Origin of the sequence: Collinsella sp. AF15-51, assembly GCF_003462845.1 — a bacterium.
Classification (GTDB): Bacteria; Actinomycetota; Coriobacteriia; order Coriobacteriales; family Coriobacteriaceae; genus Collinsella.
In genome coordinates this window covers 25,362-49,947 of sequence record NZ_QRYG01000001.1, presented here as the reverse complement: position 1 = coordinate 49,947, position 24,586 = coordinate 25,362, and the positions used below count along the sequence as shown (strand labels likewise).

The window sequence follows — 24,586 nt, the reverse complement described above, 5'->3', positions numbered from 1 at the left end:
CCTGTCCAAGAGACGACGCGGCGCCGTGCACAAAAAACGACCGGAGCGCGGGACGTCCGCGATCCGGTCGTGGCGTTTGGTCAACTAAACCTAGCAGGCGGCCATGATGGGGGCAGCGACCTGCTTCTTACGGGAGAGGACACCCGGCATCCAGACGCCGTCGTGCTCGTCGGCAATGCCCAGGCCCTTCTGAGCGGCCTCGGTCTCGCCCTCGAGCAGGACCTGCGAGCCCTCCTCCATGATGTCGGTGATGCACAGGACAATGCCATCGGCACCCTTCTCGGCGGCGTAGGCGCGCATGGCCTCGCGAATCTCGTCGATCATGCCGAGCGCACGACTCTTGTCGACGGTCTCGTACTGGCCGATGAGCAGCTTCTTGCCGGCGGGCTCGAACATCTTGATGTCGTTGCCGACCATCTCGGCTGCGGTGAAGGAGCCGGACGGACGGGTGAGGAAGACCTCCATGCCAAACTTGACCGGGTCGACACCCACCTGCTCGCCGAGCTTGGCGGCGACAGCGCGGTCGACATCGGTGGTGGTGGGGCTCTTGAGCATGAGCGTGTCGGTCATCATGGCCGAGAGCAGCAGCTTGGCCTGGACGTCGGAAAGCTCAACGCCGAGCACGCCGGCGAGCTTGGTGACGATGGTGCAGCTGGAGCCCCAGGGCAGGCAGATGTAATGCAGCGGGCCGGCGGTCTCGAAGTCGCCGATGCGGTGATGATCGACAACGCCAAAGACCGTGGCGTCCTTAAGGCCGGCGACGGACTGGGCAGACTCGTTGTGGTCGGTGAGGACGACGAGCTGACCGGCCTCGACGGACTCGATCACGCGGGGCTCGGCGATGCCGGCGTCGGCGAGCAGCTTGGCGGACTCGGCCGGAAGCTGACCAAGGGCGCAGGCCTCGTAGGTGTTGCCGGCATACTCAACCTGGTTGAGCAGCTGGGACAGGACGACGGCGCTCATGATGGCGTCGTTATCGGGGTTCTGGTGACCAAAGACAAGAACGTTTGCCATGGATATCCTCCACTTGATATGTGTACTTGGACGTAGCTATGGTAGCACGCCGATGCCGAGCCTTCGCAGACGGAAGGGCTACGGCATATTTTGGGGCAGGCATGGAGGCCAAGGCTGTCCCTTTTGCACCATGTTGGTGCAAAGTAACCTGGCCCCCTTGCACCAGCTATTTGCCGGCGGCGCGCAGGGCTACGTAAGCGGCACCGATGATGCCGGCGTCGTTGCCGAGCGAGGCGACCTCAATGGGCGTCTCGCGCGAGGCGGAAAGCGCGTAGTGCTTAAAGTGCTCGCGGACCTTGTCGAGGTAGACGTCGGCCGAGGCGGAGGCGCCGCCGCCGATCAGGAACATCTCGGGGTCGACCACGTTGGCGATAAGCGCCAGAGCGCGACCGAGATAATCGGCCATGGTATCAGCCGCGGCCAGCGCAAGCTTGTCGCCCTCGCGGCAAGCTTGGAACACGTCCTTGGAATCGGAGGGGCCGGTGAGCTCGATGGGCTCGACGCCCGCCTTCTTGCATTCGGCAAGGTAGTTGCTCACCACGCCAGTGGCGCTGGAATACTGCTCCAGGTGGCCATGGCCGCCACAGCCGCAGGTGCGCTCCTCGTCGGGATTCAGGCACATGTGGCCAATCTCGCCGCCGGCGCCCACAACGCCCGACACCACGTCGCCGTTGACGATAACGCCGCCGCCCACGCCGGTACCGATGGTGACCATCACCACGTTCTGCACGCCCTTGGCAGAGCCGAGCCAGGCCTCGCCCATGGCAGCAGCGTTGGCATCGTTCTCGTACTTAACGACCGCGTCGGGGCAGTGCTCCTGAATGGCGATCCTAAGCTCGGGCAGGTTAATGGCAATGTTGGCCTTGACCTTGGCATCGCCCGAGGCCGGGATGGGGCACGGAACGGCCAGGCCAATGCCAGCCACAAAGGCACGCGGAATCTGCGCCTTGGCGACCACCTGGTCGATCGCCTCGGTCACCGCGGCAAAGCCCGCAGCGTCAACGATGGGAGGCGTGGGTACGCTGGCCTTGGCAAGCAGGTTGCCGTCCTCATCGAACAGGCCCTCCTTAACCGAAGTGCCGCCGACGTCGATGCCGATGTAGTACTGCTTAGGTTCCATGGGAGCCCACCTTTCTCGTTTAAACATTGCCTGTATGGTACCGCTCCTAAGACAAAAACCTGCCAAAAAGGGACAGGTTTGTTTTGGCAGGTTTTATCTGGGAAAATGCGAACGCCCGCTCATCAGCTCGCGCAAGGCCTTCGCCAAATATAAAGGCGCCGGAAGGCGGAGGCTCCCGGCGCCCGTGAAAGGGACTGAATTGTCTGGTGGGCCGAACGGTCCGTCGCGGCGATAACGCCGACTAGGCCGTGCGCGCCTGCAGCAGCTTGTGGACCTCGATGAGCTCCGTGGCCATGACGCGCATGGTCTCGGTGCCTGCCATCTGGTCCTCGGCATGCAGCAGAATCAGCGGGGCCTCGCCGTTACGCTCGCCATTGGCCTCCTTTTTAAGGAGCCCCATGTGAACATCGTGACCACCGTTGTAAGCCTCGTCACCCTGCTTGATAAGCTCCTCGGCGGCGTCAAAATCGCCCTCCTTGGCCTTTTGCACGGCATTGATGTACATGCTCTTGGCGGTTCCGACGAAACTGATGATCTCAAAGCAGGTCATCTGCAGCTCGTTCATATCCTCCATGCGCTGCACCTAGCCCATCACGCTGACGCAGTGGTCGATGATGCCAGCAGCGTTCATGCGGCCGTAGTCGACCATGTTGATGACCTCAACCGGGAAGCGGCCAGCGGCCTCCTTCTCAAAATCGCCCTTGGTGTAGCCAATCTGCGGGCCGAGCAGCAAGATATCGCACTCGTCCAGGTGATCGTGAGCCTCGTTCATAGGACGGGCCTCGACCTCGATGTCCAGACCACGGCTTGCGACCTCGGACTGCATCTTCTGGACCAGCAGGCTCGTGGACATGCCGGCATTGCAGCAAAGCATGATCTTCTTCATGGTTTCCTCCTTATAACTGCGCGGCGCGCAGACGACAACTGGTTTTATTCCTTGCGGCTACTGTACCCACCCCCTGCGTCTTTACGCAGGGAGAGCCGCGAGCACCGGCACCGCGTACCGGCGCCCGCAACAATGAAAGGGAAAACGAACCGTTTAGGCGTTCTGCTCGGCAAGGGCCTCCTGCTTGGCGATGGCCTTCTCGGAGATCCTCATAAAGGGCAGGTAGACAACCATGCCGATGACAAGCTCGAGGGCCTGCCATACGCCGGCGCGCCAGTCAAAGCCCGTGGCAAGCAGGGCGTTAATGACGGGAGGCATGGTCCAAGGCACCTGGGCGATGCAGGGGCTGATGATGCCCGCGCAGGTCAGGCCATAGGTGATGCCGATGAACAGGTCGGGAAGAAGCACGAACGGAATCATGAGCGGCAGGTTGTACACGACGGGGTAACCGTAGATGACCGGCTCGTTGATGTTAAACAGGCCAGGAACGATAGCCATCTTGGCAACGGTCTTGGAAGCCTTGTTCTTAGAGAACAGGAAGGTATCGAGCAGGAGCATGAGGGTGCAGCCCGAGCCGCCGATAAGGGCGAAGCTGTTGACGATCTGCATGTTCATGTAGTGATCGGGCTGGATGGTGCCGCCGGCGGCAAAGGTAGCCATGTTGTCGACGATGAGCATGGTCAGGATCGGCTCGACGGTAGCGCCAGAGATGGTGGACTGGTGAATGCCGACGCAGAACAGCAGGTTCGCAAGAGTGTAGATGAGGATAACAGCCCACGGACCGGCGTTCATGATGCTCTTGAGCGGGTTGGAAATACACGTGGAGATGATGGTGCACAGATCGGTGCCGGCAAACACGGCGAGCAGCGCTGCGGCAACTGCGAAGATCGAGAGGTTGAGCAGCATCGGGATCATGACGTTAAAGGAGTTGGAGACCGCGGGGGGCACACCCTCGCCCAGCTTTACTTTAAGCTTCTCGACGCCGGAAATCTTGATGAAGAGCGTGACGGAGAGCAGGGCGATGATAATAGCCGCGAACAGACCGTTGGTACCGGTGTTGGCAGTCGAAAGGGCGCCCGTGACCTCGGCAGAGGTGATCTTGTCGGTGAGCAGCGGACTCGTGGCGGCAAGCGTGGCGGTGATCTGCTGCGGCATCATGATAACGAAAGCGGAGATGGCGACGACCACGCAGGCAAGCGGGTTATCGAAGCGCTCGTTCTTAGCGAGGCTGTAGCCGATCAATCCGGCCAAGACAATGGCAGAGACGTTGAGGGTGCCCAGCGTAATTGCCGAACCCCAGGTCTGAAGATTGGCAAGACCCGCCGCATCGAGCGGGAACAGAGGGAACACGACGTTGTTAATAAGAACCGCGATACCCGCAAGGATATAGAGCGGCGTGATGGTTGCGAAGGCATCGCGCAGGGAACGCAGGTGAACCTGGTTTCCCACCTTCGCAGAGACCTCGGCAAATTTGTCGAGGAAGCTCTTTCCGTTTTCACTGGCCATGATTGCTCCTAACTATCAAATCCGGCCTTTTCCTATGCGCACGGTGGTCTGTCGCCCTTTGCCACCAGATGTGCCATGTTTTGCGCGCGGCGGCGCGCGGTCTGGGCGCTCGCCCGGTCGCTAGTCAACCACGTGGGTCGTTGCGACCTGCTTGAGCCAAGCTGCAGACTTCTTAAGGCGGCGCTTGTAGCCGTCCATGAGGTCGACCTCGACAAAGCCGTAACGGTTCTTAAAGGCATTAGCCCAAGACCAGTTATCGATGACGGCCCAATAATGGTATCCGCGGCATTTGGCGCCCTCGGCGATTGCCTTGGCAACCCACTCCAGGTGCTGGCGCACAAAGTCGACGCGGTAGTCGTCCTGAATGGTCCCTTCGGCGTCACGGTTCTTGTATTCGTCCATGATGCCGATACCGTTCTCGGATACAAACCACTCAAGATCGGGGTAGTTCTTAGCGCAGTCCATGCCAAAGTCGTAGAGGCCCTGCGGGTAGATTTCCCAGCCGCGGCTCTCGTTCATAACGGCGTCGGGCCATACGTACTCGTCGGCAAAGTGCGGCAGACCGTACTGGTCGATCTTGCTCGCCGGAGCCTGAACGCGCGTGGGATGGTAGTAGTTACAACCGAGCCAGTCGACAACGCCCTGCTTGAGGATCTCTTGGTCGCCGGCACGGAACGGAAGTTTAACGCCGCCCTCGGCCAGGCTGTCGAGCACGTCGGCGGGAAGCTCGCCCTTGGTAATAAGGTCGAGCCACCAGCGATTGTTGATACCGCTGGTCATACGCACGGCCTCGAGGTCTGCCTCGCTGGGGTTCTCCTTGGTATAGACCGGGGTAAAGCAGTTGATCATGCCGATCTTGGCGTCGGCGCGAACGGCGCCCTCGTCATAGGCGCGGCGGTAGTTGGCCACAGCCAGCGCGTGCGCCAGCGAGATGTGATACTGCACGGTGCGGGCGCGGTTATAGTCATGGAGCTGCGGGTACCACACGCCCTCCTGATAGCGCTGCTCGGGCTCGACGATGGGCTCGTTAAAGGTGAACCAGTACTTGATCTCCTGGCCAAACTCGCGGAAGGCAACGTCGGCGTAATGAGCGTACGCCTCGACGACCTCACGGCTCTCCCAACCACCACGGTCAAAGAGGTAGGTAGGCATGTCAAAGTGGTACAGGTTGACGAACGGCTCCAGGCCGGCCTCGCGAGAGGCACGGAACAGCTCGTGATACCACGCGGCGCCCTCCTCATTGAGGTTGCCGTTAGCATCGAGCAGGCGACTCCACTGGATGGAGGTGCGGTAGGTATCCAGGCCCAAGTCCTTCAAAATGCGAAGGTCCTCCTGGTATTTAGCCATAAAGTCATTGCCAGCATAAGAGCCAACGCGGTTATAGAACGAATCCAGATCCTGGATGGACCAGGTATCCCACAGGTTCTCGAGCTTGCCGCCCTGGTTCCACTGACCCTCAGTCTGCGGGCCGGACATAGCGGCGCCAAAGAAGAAGTCACGGGGCAGCTGATACTGAGCCATCAAAGTCCTCGCTTTCGTGTCTAGAGCTTTCGGTTGGAGACGGGTTTGCTTTGGCAAGTTATCCGGCGCGGGCGCGCACCGGTTATCCAGATATCCAGCCCGCCAAAACAAAACCGTCCCCAAACGGTCGGCCCTGCCGGCGGCAGGGTTCCGTTCGTTGCGTACAACTATAGCGCTCTAATTTCTAAAGTAAAGCGTCTTTTTGTTTTTTCTTTCTCGGACTTCTTATATAAAAGTAATATGGGTGCCTCGTTGGGGGTTATACTTACTTGCGTATTCTTATATGTCGGAAAGGAGGTTCCATGATTCCCAAATACGAGGCGATAGCTGCAGATATCCGTCGAAGCATCGAGGACGGCGCTCTTAAACCGGGCGACAAGCTACCCACCGTCGTTGAGTTCTGCGAGCTCTATAGCGTTTCCAAGATCACCGTCAAGCGCGCGATCGAGCAGATCACCGAGGAGGGTCTTGTTACCAGCCGTCGCGGGTCGGGCACCTACGTTAAGGACACGGCGGGTCTTCCCGACCAGGCGTTTTTCCAGGGCAAAAACGACCGCGCCCAGGGCTTTTCGTATGAGCACCGCGGGGAGAAGGTGACCTCGGTGGTCTACGATTTCTCGATTGTCAATCCACCAGCGGACGTCGCAACTCAGCTGGGAATTGCCGAGGACGACTTTGCCTATCACATCGTGCGCGTGCGCCAGGTCGACGAGAAGCCCATCGTCATCGAGTACACCTACATGCCTCTCGAGCTGATACCGGGCCTTAAAAAGAAGGACCTATACGGATCGGTCTATAGCTTTATCCGCGAGCAATGCGGGCTGAAGATTTCGAGCTTCCACCGCACCATCCGCGCCGTGGCGGCAACCGAGGAAGAGGCCGAGCGTCTGGGCACCAAACCCGGCGCTCCCCTGCTCGAACTCAACCAGATTGGCTTTTTGGATAGCGGCAACGCCTTTGAGTACTCGATTTCGCGCAACGTCGGCGACCGCTTTGAGCTGCACAACGTAACGTTGGCATAGGTTTTTGTAGTCATGCGGGCGCTCGTTATGACTCGATTAGAGCGGGCGGCCGCGCAACACCATGGGAGTATGAACATGTCCGATTTGATTAAACTGACGCCGATTTTCCACGAGAAGATCTGGGGCGGCCGCCAGCTCGAAACCGTATTTGGTTACGACATTCCCGAGGGTCCCATCGGTGAGTGTTGGGCTATCTCGGCCCACCCCAACGGCGACTGCCAGATCGCGGAGGGCCCGTATGCCGGCCACACACTGTCGTGGCTGTGGGCCGAGCACCGCGAGCTCTTTGGCAACTGCGAGGGCAAGGAGTTCCCGCTGCTCATTAAGATTCTAGACGCCAAGGACGACCTTTCGATCCAGATCCATCCCAATGACGAGTACGCCGCCGAGCACGAGAACGGCAGCCTGGGCAAAACCGAGTGCTGGTATGTACTGGACTGCGAGCCCGGCGCCACGATCATCGTCGGACAGCGCGCGCACGACCGCGCCGAGGCCGCGCGTATGATCGAGGACGGCCGCTGGGACGACATGCTCAACGTGCTGCCGATTCACAAGGGCGACTTTTTCCAGATTGATTCCGGTACCGTGCACGCCATCAAGACCGGCACGCTCATTTTGGAGACGCAGCAGTCGAGCGACGTGACGTATCGCCTGTACGACTACGACCGTCCCGGCACCGACGGCAAACTGCGTCCCCTGCACATTGAGCAGAGCCTCGACTGCATCGACTTTGATGCTCAGGCTCCGACCGACGGCACGGTGACCGCACCCGAGGTCGACGGCGTGACCGAGCTCGAGTCTAACTCCTGCTACACCGTCGATCGCGTGCGCGTCGACGGCAGCAAGACCCTCGAGCAGCGCTGGCCCTTCATGTGCCTGTCGGTCATCGACGGCGAAGGCACCGTCTGCGGCGACCCCGTCCACAAGGGAAGCCATCTGCTAGCCCCCAGCACCGTCACCTCCATTGACCTCGAAGGCAAGATGGAACTGATTATTAGCCACCTGTAGGTCACTGGTACCCGAGTGCTCGCCGGGATGGGCGCGGGGTTTGATCGCCTGCTCGGGCAGTCCTGCTCGCACGGAGAGCACATTAAGTGCTCTCCGGCTCGTGCGGAACTCGCGATCGACCAAACCCCGCGCCCATCCCGGCGAGCCTCTGGCTAGCAACAACAACCCAAACGCAAGTAGGGGCTCCCCCGCCCATCAACGGGGGAGCCCCTACTCGTATCTATATATCAGCCCACCCGGCTCTCCAGACCAAAAAGCGAACGAGCAGAGCGATGTTCGTCCAGCAACGTTACCCAAGGACCTGGGCGGGTGTATGGGGCAACATCGATCGCGAGTTCCGCACGCAAAGGAGGCCACTTAATGTGGCCTCCGTCTTGCGCAGGACTGTCCGAGCAGGTGATGTTGCCCCATACGCCCGCCCAGGTCCGCCGGGATCACGACAGCTTGACGATCGGTGCAAAACCTTTCATCAGCTTTTTGGTCTGGCCGGTTTTTTCGAACTGGACCTCGATCATGTCTCCGGCGACCGAGATCACGGTACCGGTGCCAAAGGTCTTGTGGCTCACGGTATCGCCCGCGGCAAAGTCCTGTGACGCGCTGGCGCGATCGACCTTGCGCTCCACCGTCGGCGACACCTTGGACGACGGCTTTTTAGCTCGCGGCGCGCCCGAACCAAAGGTCGAGGCAACACGGCCGGCGTCGGGCGAAACCCCGCGATGGCGCTCGGTGCCATAGGTGCTGCCACCAAAGAAATCGTCGAAGCTCGATCCGCCGCGCGAACCGGAACCGCCGGTCGAGCGCGTATGCGAACCGAACACCTTGCCGCCATACATATCCGAGCCCATGCCCGAGCCAAAGGTGCCGTGACGGTCGCCGCGCTTCTCCCAGCCCGTGCCCTCAAAACCGGCAGAACCGATACCGCTAAACTCGATATCCTCAAACGGAATCTCGTTGAGGAAACGAGAGCGCGGGTTGGCAGAGGTCGAGCCGTAGGTGCGACGCGTGGCCGCATAGGTCAGGAACAGGCGCTTACGGGCACGCGTGATGGCAACGTAGGCCAGGCGACGCTCCTCCTCGAGCTTGCCCGGATCATCGCTGCCGCCAAAGTCGTGCACGTGCGGGAAGATGCCCTCCTCCATGCCGGCCACGAACACCGCCGGGAACTCCAGGCCCTTGGCGGAGTGGATGGTCATCATGGTAATGGCATGCGTCTCGCCGGCCAGGGAATCCAAGTCGGAGCGCAGGGCCAGCCACTCCATGAGAGCAGGAAGCGCCTTACAGGTGAGCGGACCGTAGGTGCGCTCGATCTCGTCGGCATGCACGGCACCCGCCGGCATCTCCGTCGGCGCGGCATACGCGTTGCCCGCAATGGCGGCAGCCAGGGCATCCTGCGGCGAGAGCGCCGGGGCGGCTAGGCTATCGAGCGGATTGGAACCTGCGGCATCACGCGCGCCAACGAGCGCCTCAAACGAGGATACCGGGGCAGACGGTCCCGGCTCGGGCGCAGGTGCGCTCACCACGACGGGCTCGGGCTCGGCGCCGGCAGGCACGTCGGCAACACCGGCCGCGCGCAGCTCCTCTAAGCTCTCGAGCGTACCCTCGATATCCTCGTGCGTCTCCTCAAATTCGGCGGCCACGCCCAGGAATTCCTGGATGTTCTCGGCGCGGCTCTCGGCCTCCATGGTGCCCTCGGCGCGAAAGGCCTGCAGCAGGCCCGTCTTGTCGACAATCATCTCGACAACGTCCTTGAGCTCGCCGTCCATGCGGCGGCCCTCGCGCACCAGCGACACAAAGCTCGACAGGCCATTGCGGACCTTGGCGCTAAACATGCCCGTCTCGGCGCACGCGATCTCGCAGGCTTGGAAGAACGAGCAGCGGTTGTCGCGCGCCAGCTGCTCGATCTTTTGAATCGAGGTGGAGCCGATGCCGCGGCGCGGCGTGTTGATGACGCGCTTGACGCTCATCTCGTCGGCCGGGTTCACGATCATCTTGAGGTAGGCCATGACGTCGCGAATCTCGGCGCGGTCGAAGAATCGCGTGCCGCCGACGATCTTGTAGGGCACGCCCGCGCGCAGGAACATATCTTCGAGGATACGCGACTGGGCGTTGGTGCGGTAGAACACGGCGATATCGTCGTAGCTTGTACCCTTGGCATGCAGCTTTTCGATCTCGCCGGCAATCCAGCGACCTTCGTCGCGCTCGTCGCTTGCCTGGAAAGCCTGAATCTTCTCGCCATCGCCCTCGGCCGTAAACAGGCGCTTGTCCTTGCGCTGCGAGTTGTGACGCACCACGGCGTTGGCGGCGCTCAGGATATGACCCGTAGAGCGATAGTTCTGCTCCAGCTTGACGGTCTTGCAGTTTTTAAAGTCCTGCTCAAAGTCCAGGATGTTGGTGATGTCGGCGCCACGCCAGCTGTAAATGGACTGGTCGTCGTCGCCCACGACCATGAGGTTTTGGTACTTGGCGGCCAGCAGGTTGGCGATCTCGTACTGGACGTGGTTGGTGTCCTGATACTCGTCGACGCTAATGTAGCGGAAGCGCTCCTGGTACTTGTCGAGCACCTCGGGGCGGGTGCGCAGTAGCTCGAGCGTGCGCACGAGCAGGTCGTCGAAGTCCATCGCGTTGGCGGCGCGCAGGCGGCGCTCCAGCTCCAGGTAGACTTGCGCGGCCTTTTTGTCGTTGGGGCTATCGGCGCTCTTGAGCATGTCCTCGGGCCCGATCATGGCGTTTTTAGCAGAGCTGATCTTGCTGCGGATCATGTTGATGGGGAACTGCTTTTGCTCGATGCCGAGCGCCTGCATAATGTCGCGCACCATGCGCTTTGAGTCGTCGTCATCGTAGATGGTGAATTGACCGGTATAGCCCAGCAGGTCGGCGTCCTCGCGCAGCATGCGCACGCACATGGCATGGAAGGTGCACACCCACATGCCACGGGTGCCGCTTGGGATGAGTGCCGCCAGACGCTCGCGCATCTCGGCCGCAGCCTTGTTGGTAAACGTGATGGCAAGAACCTGCCAAGGCTTAACACCCAGGTCGCCGAGCATATGTGCGATGCGGAAGGTCAAGACGCGGGTCTTGCCCGAGCCGGCGCCGGCGAGCACCAGCAACGGGCCCTCGGTGGACAGGACCGCCTCGCGCTGGGCGGGATTAAGGCTGTCGATGTCGACGAGCGGCTTGGCGGGCTTGGGCGCCGGCGCGGGAGCGTCGTAGATGTCGAGCGGAACGAGCTCGGGCTCCGGCGCAGCGGGGGCGGTGTATGCATCGAGTGGCACGGGTTCCGGCGCGGGCGGCACGGGCGCGGCAGTGTTCTTTTCCCAGGGCAGGGGCTGGGTCATGGGCGACTCCTCATCTGACGGACGGCGCGCCTGCGGGCAGCGCCATAGTTTGAGCCGTACCAGTATACCGAGCCGCGCGGACACCGACGCAAATCACACCACGACTCCGTGCGCCACCGTCAGGCCCGCCCCATCGCCCAAAAAAGAGGGCAGCATAGACCTTTTGGTCATGCCACCCTCTTTGAATGACAAGTTGTCGCTCTGGCCGCCGCGCAGCGTCAACCAAGTTACAGGCCGAGCATGGGCTCCAGAACGAAGAAGTATGCGAGCACTACGATGCCCAGGATGATGCGGTAGACGCCGAAGCACTTGAAGTCGTGACGGCGGACGAAGCCCATGAGCCACTTGATGGCGATGAGCGAAACCACAAAGGCCACAACGCAGCCCACGCCCAAGATGGCGATCTCGTTGGTGCCGAACGTGCCGCCCTTGATGAAGTACTTGACCAGCTTGAGCGCACTCGCGCCAAACATAACAGGAATAGCCAGGAAGAACGTAAACTTAGACGCCACCGAGCGCGTGCAGCCCAAAAGCAGGCCGCCGATGATGGTAGAACCGGAGCGAGACGTACCAGGCACCAGCGAAAGCACCTGGAAGCAGCCGATACCCAGCGCAGTCTTCCAGCTGAGGTCCTCGAGCGTGGCGATGGAACCAAAGTCCAGATTCTCGTCATCGTCCTCATCCTCAGCGGTAGCCGTGGGGGGCGCCGCAAAGTGCGCACCGGCGGGACGTCCACCCGACACCACAGCACGCGAACCAAACGAACCGGCAACGGCCATTTCCTCGCGCTTGCTCGCGCGCCAGTTCTCGATCACGATAAACAGCACGCCGTACACAATGAGCGCCAGCGCCACGACGGGAGCGTTGTAGAAATGCTCCTCCATCCAGTCGTTGAGCGGCAGGCCGATCGCCGCCGCAGGAATGCAACCGAGCACAATCTTGCCCCACAGCACCCAGGTGTCGCGACGGCCCTCCTTGCCCTTGCTGGGCGAGAACGGGTTGAGCTCGTGGAAAAACAGCACGCAGACGGCCAGAATGGCGCCGAGCTGAATCACGACCAGGAACATATTCCAGAACGTCTCGCTCACGTTCATCTTGACGAACTCGTCCACCAAGATCATGTGGCCCGTCGACGAAACGGGCAGCCATTCGGTGATGCCCTCGACCAGGCCCATGAAGGCAGATTTTAGAAGCTCGATAATATCCAAAGGAACCCCCTCGTTAGACACCCGCCGGTAGATGTTCTGCGGACGATGCGGGCGATGTCCCATTATCAACCGTTGGCGGTGCGACCGCGCCTACCCTTACCAAAAAACTCGCCCGTTCACAGAATTGCGAGCAGTTAAACCGAAATCCTTGGGTATAACTGCAACAAGATAAAGTGTCCGGCGGTCAACGCACCCGCGCCCGCCCGACGCACGAGCCCCGCGCCCGTGCGATAGACCAAGGAGGAAACCATGAACGAGGGTTACACCAAGGTATTTGTTTCACTCGACGGTACTGAGCAGCAGGATTTTGTGCTCGCACGCGCCATCAAGGTCGCCGCGAACAACGGCGCCAAGCTGATTATCGGCCACGTTATCGATTCCACGGCGCTCGAGAGCGCCGGCTCCTATCCGGTCGATTTGGTCAACGGTCTGGAGGAGGCCTTTAAGAACTCCATCGAAAAGCAGCTCGAAGAGGCCAAGGCTAATCCCGATATTCCCGAGGTCGAGGTCATGATACGCGCCGGTCGTATTCGCGAGACGCTCAAAGACGAGATGCTCGACGTGGTCAAGCCCGACCTGGTGCTCTGCGGCGCTCGCGGCCTGTCCTCGATCAAGTATGCGCTTCTGGGTTCGATTTCGACGTTCCTGCTGCGCAATACCGACTGCGACATTTTGGTCGTAAAGTAGCGTTGCTCCCACCGGCCGCGGGGCCTGCGGGGTTTCCACGGGCACGTCCTCGCCGCGTTGCGGCTGCGGGATGTGCCCTTAGGAAACCCCTCCCGGCCTCGCGGCCTTCGCAGCCTTACTTCAGCGAGTTGGCTGATAAAAGATGGCGTGCCGCCCCGTTTGGGGCGGCACGTTTTGTTTGGGCTGCACGTTTTTGTTTTGGGAGATCCATTTGAGCCTCATAGTTATGTTCACGTTCGGGAACATAACGCCAGTTGCCTTAGCTAAGTTCACGTTCGGGAACATAGCCGTCCGCAGCGCAAGACGGCCCGGCTACTCAAAGTATTGGAACTTGTTCGTCGAGAAGGCGAACGTTACGACAAAGCCTTCGCCGGAGTCGGATGCCGCCGTGACGTCGATGCCCATCTTGGAGCATAGGCGCGCCACCAGGTAGAGGCCGATGCCCGTTGCGCGCTTGGTGGTGCGGCCGTTGTCGCCGGTAAAGCCCTTCTCGAACACGCGTGGCAGGTCTGCCGCACACACGCCGCAGCCGTTGTCCGCAACGGTGAGCTCGATGCGCTCGCTCGCCAGGCCCTCGTCCAGTAACGCGCCCGAAAACACGATCTTCGCGCCGTCCTCGCGCGCATATTTAATGCTGTTCTGAATGAGCTGGCCCAGGATAAACTCGAGCCATTTTTCGTCGGTAAAGACCTCGAAGTCGAGGTTCTCGCACACCGGAGCCACGTGCGCCGCAATGAGCTCGCGCGCGTTGGCCTTAATCGCACCCGTCACCAAGGTCTTAAGGTCCCAGCGGCGAATCAGGTAGTCGCGCTCCACGACTTCCGAGCGCGCGTAGTACAGCGCCTGGTCGATATAGCGTTCCACGCGAGCCAACTCGCGACCCAGGTCATCGACACGTGTTGGGTCATCTGCGCCGCCGTCGAGGTTTTCCAGAATCAGGTGAGCCGCCGCCAGGGGCAGCTTGGCCTCGTGGACCCAGCTCTCGATATAGTCGCGATAGTCTTCGGTCTGACGCCGGCCCTCGGCAACCTCGTCGCAGGCGGCTTTGCCCACCCGGCACAGGACCTCGTACTCGAGCTCGCCCTCGGCATAGGTTGGGCATTGCACCATCTCCTGCACCCATGCGGGACTCTCGAGCTCCTCTGCCGCGCGCTCCAACTGACGCAGAAAACGGCGACGGCGAGCGTACTCGATCACGATGCCGAGCATACCGAAGATAAAGGACACGCCAACCGCCACGACCACGATAGAAACGGGTGCGCCGGCGACCGTCAGCACAAAGCAGCTCAGCAGCACGCCGCACGTCCACACGGCGACGGGAAGCAGTGCATCTTTAAAGAACTTGCCAAACGACATAGCTGGCACCTAGACCGAATAGCCCTGGCCGCGATGCGTGGTCAGATACTCCTTGACGCCGATCTTGTCGAGCGTGGTGCGCAGGCGGTTGATGTTGACGGTGAGCGTGTTGTCGTCCACGAAGGCATCGGAGTCCCACAGGTCCTGCATGATGGCCGAGCGCGAGACAATCTTGCCCGCGCGGCTCAGGAGCAGAGAGAGGATGCGCAGCTCGTTTTTGGTGAGCTCGGTGCTGTCTCCGGTTGCCGTGTTGGTGACCGCGGAGCGGGCGAGGTCGAGTTCCAGCCCCTTGTGGACCATGGTGCTACGCTCGCCTGCCGCCGTGGTGCGGCGCATCAGCGCGTTGATGCGCGCCACGAGGACGCGGGCGCTATAGGGCTTGGAAATAAAATCGTCCGCGCCGAGCGTCATGGCCATGACCTCGTCGATCTCGGTCGTGCGCGAAGTGAGGACGATGATGGGGACCTCGGATTCGCGACGGACTTCGTGGCAGATGTGTTGGCCGTCTTTGACAGGAAGCGTGAGGTCGAGCAGTACCAGATCGGGCGCGGCAGCGAGAATATCGCGCGAGACGTGCTCGAACGATTCGCAGGCCTCGACCTCAAAACCGGCACGGGCAAGGATGTCGGCAAGCTCGCGACGAATGGGCTCGTCGTCCTCAACGATATAGATCAGCGCCATGGATTCCGTTCCCCCCTCTTGGTTGTCTTACTGCCATTATTGCCGCGAAGTCGCCGGTGCGCGCCTCGCGCGGCATTAAGGTGACAGAACTGTTCGCGAACGAAAGCGTTCGAATCGCCCCTCGCTCGCAGCGGGCGCGGGGATCAAATGATTAAATAATCCCCGTCCCAGAAAAATCATTTAGCGGCGGGCGCGGAGCTTTTCGTAGCCTTCGGCGAAGAAGGCGACCGTGGCGGCGTCGGACTCGGCGGCATCGGTATCGTCGGCGGGGACCACGCCGTGCTCGTCGCTCACTAGGAACAGCGCGCCCTTGAGCTGAGCGGGAATGTCCACGCGCGTGACCGGGATGCCCTTGGTCTGGGCCAGCTGCTCAATAAGGGTCGCCGTGCCGCACAGGCACTCGTCCGCCGGCGCCACAAAGGCAAGCCTCCCGCCGTTGACGGCGGCAAGTAGCTCGGGCGCCACGCCGGTCTCGTCGGCCTCGGAGCGGGCCTCGGCGGAGCGGGCACGCAGCGCCTTGGCCGACGTATCGGCTAGCGGCTCGTACTCCCCCACCGTCATGGCAGCGTTGCCGTTGATGTCGATCACCAGCATGAGTACGCCGTCGTGCGCGGTGTAATCGCCCTCGGCAAGCGACCACTCAACGTGCTGCTTGGCCCAGCTGAGCATGTTATGGGTAAGCGGCTCGCCCTGCACCAAGCGCTCGGACAGCGCGCGAATGTGACGGTTGAGCATGGGCACCTTTTTGTTGGACATGCGCCAACGGCAGATAAGCGCGGGCTTGTCGAGCGTAAACTTCTCGACCGCCTCCTGATTGGCGCAAAAGTCCTCGTACGCACGCTGATCCTCGGCATTGCCAAACAGCTCTGCATCATCAATCTGGGGCATGGTTGTACCTTTCGTGTTAGTCATTCCGTCCTCTTATACCAAAAAGACGGCCCTCCAAACGGAGCGACCGTCTTTTGCAGAGATTATTTTAGAAGCGAGGCGGTCCAAGGGACGAGATAACATCCCATCCTCCCCAGTCAACCTAACAGGTCGGCGAGGGTTGCCCAGGTGCCGCAGATTGCCGTGAAAGAGGAGCGACGCGTACTTGGGTACGCGAGCGACGAATGAGCGGCAAGGTGCGGTGGTTGGGCAAGCCGCAGCGCCACCTCCCTACTTAATGGCGGAAGTGGCGGGCACCCGTGAAAACCATCGCAATATTGTGCTCGTTGCAGGCCTGGATGCTCTCGTCGTCGCGCTTGGAGCCGCCGGGCTGGATGATGCAGGTCACGCCATGCTCGGCAAGCACGTCGACGTTGTCGCGGAACGGGAAGAACGCGTCGCTTGCGCAGGCAAAGCCGCCCTTTTCCACGTCCTCGCGCTCGCAGAAGTCCTCGGCACGCTCGCAGGCCAGCAACGCGGAATCCACGCGGTTGGGCTGACCGGGGCCCATACCAATGCCGGCCTTGCCCTTGGAGACCAGGATGGCGTTGGACTTAACGCCCTTGCAAACCTTCCAGGCAAACTCAAGCTCGGCCATCTCGGCGTCGGTGGGCTTGCGGTCGGTGGGGAACGTAAAGGTCGCGGGATCCTCGGTCACGTGGTCAACTTCCTGCACCAGCATGCCGCCGTCGATGGAGCGCAGCTCCACCTGGGCGCCGTGGTCCACGCCGCCGGTAGCCAGCACGCGCAGGTTGGGACGCTTAGCCATGCGTTCGAGTGCCTCATCGGTGTAGCTCGGGGCGATGATGACCTCGACGAACTGCTTGTTCCGATCGGCAAAGTGCTCAACCAGCTCAAAGGGAACCTCGCGGTTGCAGGCGATGATGCCGCCGAAGGCGCTCTTGGGATCGCAGGCGAAGGCGCGGTCGTAAGCGGACGTAATGTCCTCGGCAACGGCGGAGCCGCAGGGGTTCTGGTGCTTGAGGATCACGCAGGCAGGCTCGTCGAACTCGCGGACCAGGTTCCAAGCGGCATCGGCATCCAGATAGTTATTGTAGCTGAGCGGCTTGCCCTGGATCTGCTCGGAGCCCACGAGCGGAAACTGCGAGCTCGCGGTGTTCTCGCAACCCTCGGCAAAGCGGTAGACCGTAGCCTTCTGCTGAGGATTCTCGCCATAGCGCAGGTCGTCGACCTTCTCCAGCGAAATCTCGAGCTTGGCAGAGGTATCCGCCACGTCACTTGCCTGGGCGGCAAGCCAACGGGAGATAGCCGTGTCGTAGGCGGCGGTGGTCTGGTAGACCTTCACCTGCAGGCGGCGACGGGTGGAAAGCGTGGTGCAACCGCCGGTCTCGCGCATCTCGGCAAGGACGGCGTCGTAGTCGGCCGGGTCGGAGATGACGGTAACGCTCGCGGCGTTCTTAGCAGCGGAGCGCAGCATGGAGGGGCCACCGATGTCGATGTGCTCGATGGCATCCGCAAAGGTGACCTCGGGGTTGGCAACGGTCTTCTCGAACTCGTACAGGTTGACGACGACCAGGTCGATCAGCTTAATGCCGTGCTGAGCGGCTTCCTGCATGTGCTGCTCGGAATCGCGGCGGGCCAGCAGCGCGCCGTGAACCTTGGGGTGCAGGGTCTTAACGCGGCCGTCCATCATCTCGGGATAACCCGTGAACTCCTCGATGGGGGTTACGGGAACGCCCGCATCCTCGATAGCACGAGCCGTGCCGCCCGTAGAGATGATCTCGACGCCAAAGTCATCGACCAGCGTCCGTGCGAAATCGACGACGCCCGTCTTATCGGTAACCGAGATCAACGCGCGTGCGATCTTCACATCAGATCCCATGCAGTCCTCCTGTCTGGTACGCCGCCGTGCTCTGTGAGTCGGTGATACGTCGATCTGCAGCGCTCGCGCAGCGGCATTGAAAATACTGATTCAATGTAGCGCATCGAGCGCGTCGATGCACCCCGCAACGGTCGCATGTGCAGAAAAAGCTTGCGAGCGGAGGGCATGGGCGCGGCACCGGGCGCGGTGAGTTCATGGAACACAGGGGCACCATAATTCGATGCCAATGGCGTGGTAGAACTGTGCTCGATATGCATCCGCAAAAGAAAGAGGCACTATGGTCTCGCGGGTTCTCTACCGACCGTTTGATACCGAAGATTTCGACGCCATCGCGCTGATCTTGCAGCAGCTTTGGCACAACAACTCGGGTAACGATGAGTACAACCGCCTCGAAGCCGCGTGCGACCTTGCCTACTGCCTTTCTTCTTCGACGTTTTCGCAGGTTGCAGTTATAGATGGCGAGGCGCGCGGCATTTCGCTTGCGCGTACGGGACAGAGCTCCGGCACCGCCGTCAGGGAACATTGGATGGATACTGAGCGTGCACTGCTGTCGCAGATGCGTGAGCTAGAACCCGAGTCGTGCGCCGAGTATCTCTCGTTTGTGCGCGCCACTATTCGAACCAACAACCGCCTGCTCGAGAAAAGCCCACTGCCGCATGACAACGAGGTCACGCTGCTCGCCGTCGACCCCGACGTCCACGGCCTGGGCGTGGGATCGGTGCTGCTCGACGCCGCAATCTCGCATCTGTCCTCGTGCGGGGCGACCAGCGCACACCTGTACACCGATTCCAACTGCTCGTGGAAGTTCTACGAGCTGCACGGCTTTAAGCGCACCGCCACGCACCGCGCCAACCGCGAAGAACGCCGCCACGCCATGCCGCGCGAAAGCTTCCTCTACGAACTCGACCTAACAGCCTAGCCCAAGCAGCCACACCTGGTCATTTAAGAACGTCCCCAATGACTGATCCCCAACAACTAGTCATTTAAGTCTGTCCCCAATGAGTGGCCTAGGGGGTTTGTAGATAGCCCTGGTCAAAAAACATCAAATATGAGTACTGTTACCTTTTTAGTAGCAGCGATTTGGGGCATTTTTGATGCTTATAGGCATGACGACCAGCTGCACGAGCTGACATAACTCCCCAAATGTTCAATAAAATGGGCTCCTAACGAGAAGTACTCTCATTAGGAGCCCATTATTATGTGCAAACATATGTGACCAACGCAGCAACAGTACTCATATTTGGCATTTTTTGTCCACTGTCCCTTGCGCGAAGGTCCGCAGCGGAAAGTTTGACCCGTTTCGATGCACAAAAATGGGATGAATCTTCCCTGGCAACCGCCCAGAAAGATCCACCCCAAAGCAAGCGCTCGCTAGAACGTTCCGCCGCCGCCTCCGCCGACGCCGCCACCGCCGCCACCGGAAAAGCCGCCGCCGCTGCCGCCGCTCGAGCTATCGGAACTCGAAGCCAGCTCGCGGATGGTCTCGTGATACACCTCGTTGAACGAATCGAGCGGAGACTCGTTGCCGTAGTGATGGTAATACCACCAGTAGCAGGGGTAGTTGTCGTAGAAATCGTCGCTGTTGCGCAGATCCGCAGGCACGGCCTCGGCCAGCTGTCGCAGCACTTCTTTCGAAACGCCCAGGGCAACGCCCATCACCAGCAGTTTGTTCCACAAGATTAGGTCGCTGGGGATAGCCTCCTTCAGGCGCGTAAAGTCCTCGAGCCAATGCTTGAGCGCCTTGCAGCGAGCCGCCACCTCGGCGCCCTCCGGCGTGTAACGGCGGAAGGTGCAGCTCAGGACAAAGCCCACGATCGTAACGGGGATCGAGATCATAGCGGCACCGACGTTGGCATCCGCAAAGTCGGTATAGAACAGAGAGCCCAGAATGCCAAAGACAATGATGATGCCGAGAACCAGGCCGGCCACCATCGCGATAGTGCCATCCGATGCAATAAGCTCGCGCGCCTCCAGCTTGCCCTTAACTGTGCTCTGATAGTCCTCGAGCTTGTCGCCAACAGATGTGGTGCGCTCGCTAGCGTACTCCTCCAACTCGCTAAACGTGCGCGAACGGACTCCGTCCTTATCGGGCTTAACGCCAGCAAAGAAGACCTTGAGCACGTCGCGATCGATGCCGTCCTTCTTGGCAGCCTTCCAGGCCTCGTCGGTCACTGTGATGCGATACGTCTGCTCCTCTTTTTCGCGACGGAGCAGACCCTTCTTCTTGGTCTCGGTCGCTTCTTCCAGCTTGATCACGCGGTCGTCGGTGAGCTTCATAAGTGTGGCGATATATGCCTGATCGGGCACGTCGTTCCAGCTCATGAGAGCTGCAAGCACCGCGGGATGGTCGGCCGAGGGCACATCGCGGAAGTACTCGTCCTGGAAGAGTGGCTTGGGCTTGGGCCTGCGCAGCTTAAGCATCACGATCACACCGGTATAGGCAACCGCCACGACAACACACACCACGGCAATCGCGCCGGCAACCGCACGCGCGTGCTCACGGCGAGCGTTGGCCTCGTCGGCCCATTCCTTCTCTTCGCTCAGAATCGTCGACATGCGCTCTTCGCTCGAGGCGGCGAGCTGCGGCACCCAGTCGTTGGGGAAGGCGATGCGTGCCTCGGCGAATTCTCCCTCATGCACGCAGGGAATGGTATAGGTGACCATGGGCTCGTCCGCATCGAGTGACACGTCGCCCGTCAGCGGGCCGTGGCCCCATGCGCGGAAGTTATCGCCCTTGACGGCGGCCGTCCCGGCAGCGGCATTTGCAAAGTAGACTTCCATCTCGACGTCATCGGAGTCCGCAGACCAGCCGTCACCCACAAATTTCCAGTAGAGCTCGGCGGTATCGGCCCAGTTCATAACCGCACCGGTCATGGAATAACTCACGTAGTAGATTGCGCTGTCGCCGCTCTCGTGAGGGCTGAACACCTTAATCTTTACGCCGTCGTCGGACTGCTCCACCGTGTAAACGCCGTCGTCGCCTTTGTTTGCGCTGTCGACCTTGTTAAACGCAGTGTCGTCTTCCTCGACGCTCAGCACATTGACGACCACCGAGCCGCCTTGCTGGTTAGAGCCTGTATTGATATCCCAATACACGCCGTTAATGTCATCGTCGAAATCGAACTGGCGTCCCTCGACAACGGTCAGCGAGCCATCGGCCTCGACCGTGGCACCGATATAGGTTTGGCTCATGGAGTAGCCGTCGGCGTGCGCGGCGGCAGGCAGCAGCAACAACGCAAGCGCGACGAGTGCGCAGACGGAAGCGAATCGCGCAAACAGGCGGCGCTGCCGACAGGGCTGGGCAACGGGGGCGTTCATAGGCACATCCTTTGTCTGTGATACCAACAGCGTCATTGTCCCACGTTTGCGGGTTCATGTGACGAACATCTAGGCCAGCGGAGTATCAAACGGGACGAAAGTCACGCCCGCCGCCGGCACCTGGGGACGTTCCTTATCTGCCGGCAATCTGGGACACTCCTTGGCATAGCCCGCTCCGGCAATAGATACCACTTCATAGCTCCATCACAGGTGTAGCGGCTTTGTGTGGGCGCGGCATGCGCTGATTGAGCCGCCAGTTGAGGGGCATAAAGCAGTTGAGCGAAAACGGTTTGCCCCTTTGCCGTCCGCTCGAGGATCATGTCCCCCTTTTCCGCGGAAACCCCGGCAGTTGCGAAGAGCTGCCGGGGTTTTTGTCGTTTGAGGGCTAAATTGATTGACGACGATTAAGGTGCCGAGCCGGTGGTCCGGCACGCGCAACGCGCGGCCTCAGCAACTTGCAGGCCACGGCAGCGTCTCCCCCACCGCGCCCCGCGCTATACTCGTCCGCATGGACATCAACGCACGCAACATAGCAACACCCGCCGCCGACGCGCCAACGACGCCGGCCGCTCCCGCGCCCGTCGTGGGGCGCTTCGCCCCGTCGCCCTCGGGCCGTATGCACTTGGGCAACGTGTTCAGCTGCCTGTGCGCATGGCTTTCGGCCCGCAGCCAGGACGGCAGCATCGTGTTACGCATTGAGGACCTGGACGATCGCTGCAAGCGCCCGGAATTTGCCGCCCAATTGATTGACGACCTGGCCTGGCTAGGGCTGGAGTGGGACGAAGGCCCCTACTACCAGCACGACCGCCTGGACCTGTACGAGAGCGCCTTGCGCCGGCTGAAAGACGCCGGCCTCACCTATCCCTGCTTTTGCACACGCGCCGAGCTCCACGCCGCGAGTGCACCGCACGCGAGCGACGGCACGCCCATCTACCGTGGTGTCTGCCGAAGTCTTTCGGCCGAGGAGGTGGCCCGCCGCAGCGCCCTGCGCGCCCCGGCCACACGTCTGTGCGTGCCCACCGTCGACGACCTCGCAGACGACGTGATCGAATTTGTGGACCGCACGTACGGGGCCCAATGCGAGGCGCTCGCCACCGAGTGCGGCGACTTTTTGGTCCGCCGCAGCGACGGCGTGTTTGCCTATCAGCTAGCCGTGGTGGTCGACGACGCCGCCATGGGCGTCACCGAGGTCGTGCGCGGATGCGACCTGCTGGGGTCCACGCCGCGCCAGATCTATCTGCAGCACCTGTTGGGACTGCCCACGCCGCACTACGCACATATTCCGCTGCTCATGGCACCGGACGGCCGCCGCCTTTCCAAACGAGATCGCGATCTGGACCTGGGCGAACTCCGCGCCCGCTTTGGCACGCCCGAAGCGCTGCTGGGCTGGCTCGCCGGGCAAACGGGCATCGCGCCGGACACCACGCCGCGCTCTGCCGAGCGGCTGGTCGAGCACTTTAGCTGGGATGTTATCCGCGCGCACCGAGAGAACATCACTGTAACGGCCGAGTAGCCAAATACGCCCCACCCCTACGCAACATCCCAAGGCTGGAGTTCGTCGCCCAGGCGAACGATGCAGTCGTAGAGCACGGTATGGCGCTCGGTCGGGTTGGCATCCCGATGAAAATGCCCGTAGTACCAGCGCTTGTAGTCCAAGCGGTCTTCCAACTCGTCAAAAAATGCCGTAAGTCGATCGACGGCGGGGCAATTCCAGCCGGGCGCCGGATAGAGCGTGGGCGAAAGCATGCGCGTAGAGCAGGTGTGGGTGACCACGTAGTCGACCTTCCAGCCCACGCTGTCGAGCTTCGTCCGTGCCTCCTCAAAGTTGCGCTCGTCCGGCAACTCCTGCGGCCACCAGCTGGAATACGGAATGCGGTATTCCTTGTCCACGCTCGTGGCGCCGCCCATGGTAAAGACCGTTGAGCCGTCGAGTTCAAAAACCTCGCCGCGCGTCAGGCGCCGTATGGGCGAGGTGTCCGACAGGCGCTGTGTCAGTCCGCCGTGCCACAACTCCATGGGTCGCTCCGCCCAGTGGTCGAAACGTTCGTGGTTGCCGTCGACGAACAGCACGGTATAGGGGCGCGACTCCAGCCAAGCGATGTCGGCGCACTCCTCGGCAGAGAAATCCCACGGAAAGCCAAAGTCGCCGGCAATGATGAGATAGTCGTCGCTCGTCAGGCTTTCCCCAAGATCCCAATCGCGCAGCTTTTGCATGTCAGCGCCGCCATGGACGTCGCCCGTCACATAGACCGTCATCGGATCACCGCTTCCCTGTAAGTCGCTAGCCCACATTCTGCACGATCACTAAGTCAACCGTTCCAGCCCTTCCATCCTTTGGGACCTACCCCTCGCTCTTCCATCCAAACGGGTCAAACACCCAAAAGATCAGATCGAGCACGCCGCCGGTCATCATGGCGCCGGCAAGAGCCATGCAAACATGCAGAGAACTGGCACTTCGGAGCACATCAAACGGCCCCAGAACAGCCAGCAGCGCGACCGTTGCGCCGGCAAGGCACAGCACGAGGCACGGCCCCGCGTTCTTGACGCACTTCTTTGCGAGATGCTTGGTGTTATCACTCATCGATATCGAACTCCTTAGAGGACCGTTGTTTGGGTACATGCCGCCGCGGCAGAGCAGGGCGGCAGGGTAAGTGTCACATGTCGTGCGGACATGCTTGAGTTACCCTACAAGTTAATGGATTTGATAGAATGTAGGGTAACTACTCGGAAAGGAGGCTCCATGTCCGTCTTAGAAGATGTCCTAGAAGAGGAATATGCACGCTCGAGCCGCCTCTTGGGCCTCATGGAGCAGGAAATCAGTCTCCTTCCAAAGGGCAGCATCCGCATGCGAAACATAAAGGGCCACGAATACTGCTATCTCAACTATCGAGTCGGCGACAAGGTCAAAAGTGACTATGTACCCGCTACAAAGGTTGATGAGCTGCAAGCCAAAATCGAACGTCGAAGGGCTCTTGCGGCCGCCATTAGAGAGCAGAAGCGATCTCAAAAGCTAATCATACGTGCGTTGGGAAGGGTGCCGAATGCTGACTGAGCAGCAGAGGTTTTCCTCTAAAACAATTTGAAAACCTTGCCGCATACATGCTGTTCGCATCCGCTGAGTCCGAGCCGCTGCCCAAGTCACCATGTGCCCGAC

At 60.9% G+C, this 24,586-nt stretch carries 21 protein-coding genes; 6 read left to right on the top strand and 15 right to left on the bottom strand.

Translation table 11 applies throughout. From position 1 onward, the window contains the following. Positions 1-90 precede the first annotated feature (90 nt). The 6 genes from DWW51_RS00240 to DWW51_RS00215 all read right to left on the bottom strand — a co-directional run bounded on the left by DWW51_RS00240 (position 91) and on the right by DWW51_RS00215 (position 6,047). The gene (locus tag DWW51_RS00240; protein ID WP_006235927.1) at positions 91-1,014 is read right to left on the bottom strand and encodes a manganese-dependent inorganic pyrophosphatase; all 924 of its coding nucleotides are present in this window, start codon (positions 1,012-1,014) and stop codon (positions 91-93) included. A 166-nt stretch (positions 1,015-1,180) separates the two neighbouring features. Continuing rightward, positions 1,181-2,134, bottom strand: a complete 954-nt coding sequence (locus DWW51_RS00235) for an ROK family protein (RefSeq protein ID WP_231501530.1) — start codon at positions 2,132-2,134, stop codon at positions 1,181-1,183. A gap of 241 nt (positions 2,135-2,375) precedes the next feature. Further along, positions 2,376-2,708, bottom strand: a complete 333-nt coding sequence (locus tag DWW51_RS00230) for a PTS lactose/cellobiose transporter subunit IIA (protein WP_197032104.1) — start codon at positions 2,706-2,708, stop codon at positions 2,376-2,378. A gap of 9 nt (positions 2,709-2,717) precedes the next feature. Next, positions 2,718-3,020: a PTS sugar transporter subunit IIB gene (locus DWW51_RS00225; protein WP_117735519.1), complete on the bottom strand. Its 303-nt coding sequence runs from the start codon at positions 3,018-3,020 to the stop codon at positions 2,718-2,720. A 153-nt stretch (positions 3,021-3,173) separates the two neighbouring features. Then, positions 3,174-4,526, bottom strand: a complete 1,353-nt coding sequence (locus tag DWW51_RS00220; RefSeq protein ID WP_117772868.1) for a PTS sugar transporter subunit IIC — start codon at positions 4,524-4,526, stop codon at positions 3,174-3,176. A gap of 120 nt (positions 4,527-4,646) precedes the next feature. Continuing rightward, the gene (locus tag DWW51_RS00215) at positions 4,647-6,047 is read right to left on the bottom strand and encodes a glycoside hydrolase family 1 protein (protein ID WP_117772866.1); all 1,401 of its coding nucleotides are present in this window, start codon (positions 6,045-6,047) and stop codon (positions 4,647-4,649) included. Between the two features lie 302 nt (positions 6,048-6,349). On the opposite strand from DWW51_RS00215, the gene DWW51_RS00210 reads away from it, so the two are divergent. Next, positions 6,350-7,069 carry a GntR family transcriptional regulator gene (locus DWW51_RS00210; protein WP_117648347.1) on the top strand — a complete coding sequence of 240 codons (720 nt, stop codon included), beginning with the start codon at positions 6,350-6,352 and terminating at the stop codon, positions 7,067-7,069. A gap of 75 nt (positions 7,070-7,144) precedes the next feature. Further along, positions 7,145-8,077, top strand: coding sequence for a type I phosphomannose isomerase catalytic subunit (locus DWW51_RS00205; RefSeq protein WP_369832551.1), 933 nt, complete (start codon positions 7,145-7,147; stop codon positions 8,075-8,077). 434 nt (positions 8,078-8,511) lie between these two features. Here DWW51_RS00205 and DWW51_RS00200 read toward each other — a convergent pair whose 3' ends face one another. Continuing rightward, entirely contained in the window at positions 8,512-11,412 is a 2,901-nt protein-coding gene (locus tag DWW51_RS00200; protein WP_117772862.1) for an ATP-dependent helicase, read from the bottom strand. Positions 11,413-11,639: 227 nt separating this feature from the next. After that, positions 11,640-12,620: an undecaprenyl-diphosphate phosphatase gene (locus DWW51_RS00195; RefSeq protein WP_089572431.1), complete on the bottom strand. Its 981-nt coding sequence runs from the start codon at positions 12,618-12,620 to the stop codon at positions 11,640-11,642. 249 nt (positions 12,621-12,869) lie between these two features. On the opposite strand from DWW51_RS00195, the gene DWW51_RS00190 reads away from it, so the two are divergent. Further along, the gene (locus DWW51_RS00190) at positions 12,870-13,307 is read left to right on the top strand and encodes a universal stress protein (RefSeq protein ID WP_117583590.1); all 438 of its coding nucleotides are present in this window, start codon (positions 12,870-12,872) and stop codon (positions 13,305-13,307) included. Between the two features lie 312 nt (positions 13,308-13,619). Here the strand turns inward: DWW51_RS00190 and DWW51_RS00185 are convergent, their stop codons facing one another. The 4 genes from DWW51_RS00185 to purH form a co-directional block, all read right to left on the bottom strand. After that, positions 13,620-14,663, bottom strand: coding sequence for a sensor histidine kinase (locus DWW51_RS00185; RefSeq protein ID WP_117564916.1), 1,044 nt, complete (start codon positions 14,661-14,663; stop codon positions 13,620-13,622). 9 nt (positions 14,664-14,672) lie between these two features. Beyond that, positions 14,673-15,344: a response regulator transcription factor gene (locus tag DWW51_RS00180; RefSeq protein ID WP_117772860.1), complete on the bottom strand. Its 672-nt coding sequence runs from the start codon at positions 15,342-15,344 to the stop codon at positions 14,673-14,675. A 180-nt stretch (positions 15,345-15,524) separates the two neighbouring features. Continuing rightward, entirely contained in the window at positions 15,525-16,232 is a 708-nt protein-coding gene (locus tag DWW51_RS00175) for a hypothetical protein (RefSeq protein WP_231501529.1), read from the bottom strand. A 274-nt stretch (positions 16,233-16,506) separates the two neighbouring features. Beyond that, complete coding sequence (gene purH, locus DWW51_RS00170) at positions 16,507-18,114, bottom strand: bifunctional phosphoribosylaminoimidazolecarboxamide formyltransferase/IMP cyclohydrolase (protein ID WP_117772856.1); 1,608 nt, start codon at positions 18,112-18,114, stop codon at positions 16,507-16,509. A 277-nt stretch (positions 18,115-18,391) separates the two neighbouring features. On the opposite strand from purH, the gene DWW51_RS00165 reads away from it, so the two are divergent. Beyond that, on the top strand, positions 18,392-19,033 hold the full coding sequence (locus tag DWW51_RS00165; protein WP_117772854.1) for an N-acetyltransferase: 642 nt from the start codon (positions 18,392-18,394) through the stop codon (positions 19,031-19,033). Positions 19,034-19,485: 452 nt separating this feature from the next. On the opposite strand, the gene DWW51_RS10210 is transcribed toward DWW51_RS00165, so the two are convergent. Beyond that, positions 19,486-21,432, bottom strand: a complete 1,947-nt coding sequence (locus tag DWW51_RS10210; protein ID WP_158564553.1) for a DUF2207 domain-containing protein — start codon at positions 21,430-21,432, stop codon at positions 19,486-19,488. Between the two features lie 508 nt (positions 21,433-21,940). Here DWW51_RS10210 and gluQRS point away from each other — a divergent pair. Continuing rightward, the gene (gene gluQRS, locus DWW51_RS00155) at positions 21,941-22,945 is read left to right on the top strand and encodes a tRNA glutamyl-Q(34) synthetase GluQRS (protein WP_271728931.1); all 1,005 of its coding nucleotides are present in this window, start codon (positions 21,941-21,943) and stop codon (positions 22,943-22,945) included. Positions 22,946-22,962: 17 nt separating this feature from the next. Here the strand turns inward: gluQRS and DWW51_RS00150 are convergent, their stop codons facing one another. Together DWW51_RS00150 and DWW51_RS00145 are read right to left on the bottom strand one after the other, a co-directional pair. Then, positions 22,963-23,688 (bottom strand): metallophosphoesterase, encoded by a 726-nt coding sequence (locus DWW51_RS00150; protein WP_117772852.1) that lies wholly within the window; start codon positions 23,686-23,688, stop codon positions 22,963-22,965. A gap of 85 nt (positions 23,689-23,773) precedes the next feature. After that, positions 23,774-24,013, bottom strand: a complete 240-nt coding sequence (locus DWW51_RS00145; RefSeq protein ID WP_117772850.1) for a hypothetical protein — start codon at positions 24,011-24,013, stop codon at positions 23,774-23,776. Between the two features lie 159 nt (positions 24,014-24,172). On the opposite strand from DWW51_RS00145, the gene DWW51_RS00140 reads away from it, so the two are divergent. After that, entirely contained in the window at positions 24,173-24,484 is a 312-nt protein-coding gene (locus tag DWW51_RS00140) for a hypothetical protein (protein WP_117772848.1), read from the top strand. Positions 24,485-24,586 lie beyond the last annotated feature (102 nt).

Excerpts from the sequence above, each read along its gene's own strand:
- DWW51_RS00240 (WP_006235927.1), bottom strand. The coding sequence starts at position 1,014 with ATGGCAAACGTTCTTGTCTTTGGTCACCAGAACCCCGATAACGACGCC.
- DWW51_RS00235 (WP_231501530.1), bottom strand. The coding sequence starts at position 2,134 with ATGGAACCTAAGCAGTACTACATCGGCATCGACGTCGGCGGCACTTCG.
- DWW51_RS00230 (WP_197032104.1), bottom strand. The coding sequence starts at position 2,708 with ATGGAGGATATGAACGAGCTGCAGATGACCTGCTTTGAGATCATCAGT.
- DWW51_RS00225 (WP_117735519.1), bottom strand. The coding sequence starts at position 3,020 with ATGAAGAAGATCATGCTTTGCTGCAATGCCGGCATGTCCACGAGCCTG.
- DWW51_RS00220 (WP_117772868.1), bottom strand. The coding sequence starts at position 4,526 with ATGGCCAGTGAAAACGGAAAGAGCTTCCTCGACAAATTTGCCGAGGTC.
- DWW51_RS00215 (WP_117772866.1), bottom strand. The coding sequence starts at position 6,047 with ATGGCTCAGTATCAGCTGCCCCGTGACTTCTTCTTTGGCGCCGCTATG.
- DWW51_RS00210 (WP_117648347.1), top strand. The coding sequence starts at position 6,350 with ATGATTCCCAAATACGAGGCGATAGCTGCAGATATCCGTCGAAGCATC.
- DWW51_RS00205 (WP_369832551.1), top strand. The coding sequence starts at position 7,145 with ATGTCCGATTTGATTAAACTGACGCCGATTTTCCACGAGAAGATCTGG.
- DWW51_RS00200 (WP_117772862.1), bottom strand. The coding sequence starts at position 11,412 with ATGACCCAGCCCCTGCCCTGGGAAAAGAACACTGCCGCGCCCGTGCCG.
- DWW51_RS00190 (WP_117583590.1), top strand. The coding sequence starts at position 12,870 with ATGAACGAGGGTTACACCAAGGTATTTGTTTCACTCGACGGTACTGAG.
- DWW51_RS00185 (WP_117564916.1), bottom strand. The coding sequence starts at position 14,663 with ATGTCGTTTGGCAAGTTCTTTAAAGATGCACTGCTTCCCGTCGCCGTG.
- DWW51_RS00180 (WP_117772860.1), bottom strand. The coding sequence starts at position 15,344 with ATGGCGCTGATCTATATCGTTGAGGACGACGAGCCCATTCGTCGCGAG.
- DWW51_RS00175 (WP_231501529.1), bottom strand. The coding sequence starts at position 16,232 with ATGCCCCAGATTGATGATGCAGAGCTGTTTGGCAATGCCGAGGATCAG.
- purH (WP_117772856.1), bottom strand. The coding sequence starts at position 18,114 with ATGGGATCTGATGTGAAGATCGCACGCGCGTTGATCTCGGTTACCGAT.
- DWW51_RS00165 (WP_117772854.1), top strand. The coding sequence starts at position 18,392 with ATGGTCTCGCGGGTTCTCTACCGACCGTTTGATACCGAAGATTTCGAC.
- DWW51_RS10210 (WP_158564553.1), bottom strand. The coding sequence starts at position 21,432 with ATGAACGCCCCCGTTGCCCAGCCCTGTCGGCAGCGCCGCCTGTTTGCG.
- gluQRS (WP_271728931.1), top strand. The coding sequence starts at position 21,941 with ATGGACATCAACGCACGCAACATAGCAACACCCGCCGCCGACGCGCCA.
- DWW51_RS00150 (WP_117772852.1), bottom strand. The coding sequence starts at position 23,688 with ATGACGGTCTATGTGACGGGCGACGTCCATGGCGGCGCTGACATGCAA.
- DWW51_RS00145 (WP_117772850.1), bottom strand. The coding sequence starts at position 24,013 with ATGAGTGATAACACCAAGCATCTCGCAAAGAAGTGCGTCAAGAACGCG.
- DWW51_RS00140 (WP_117772848.1), top strand. The coding sequence starts at position 24,173 with ATGTCCGTCTTAGAAGATGTCCTAGAAGAGGAATATGCACGCTCGAGC.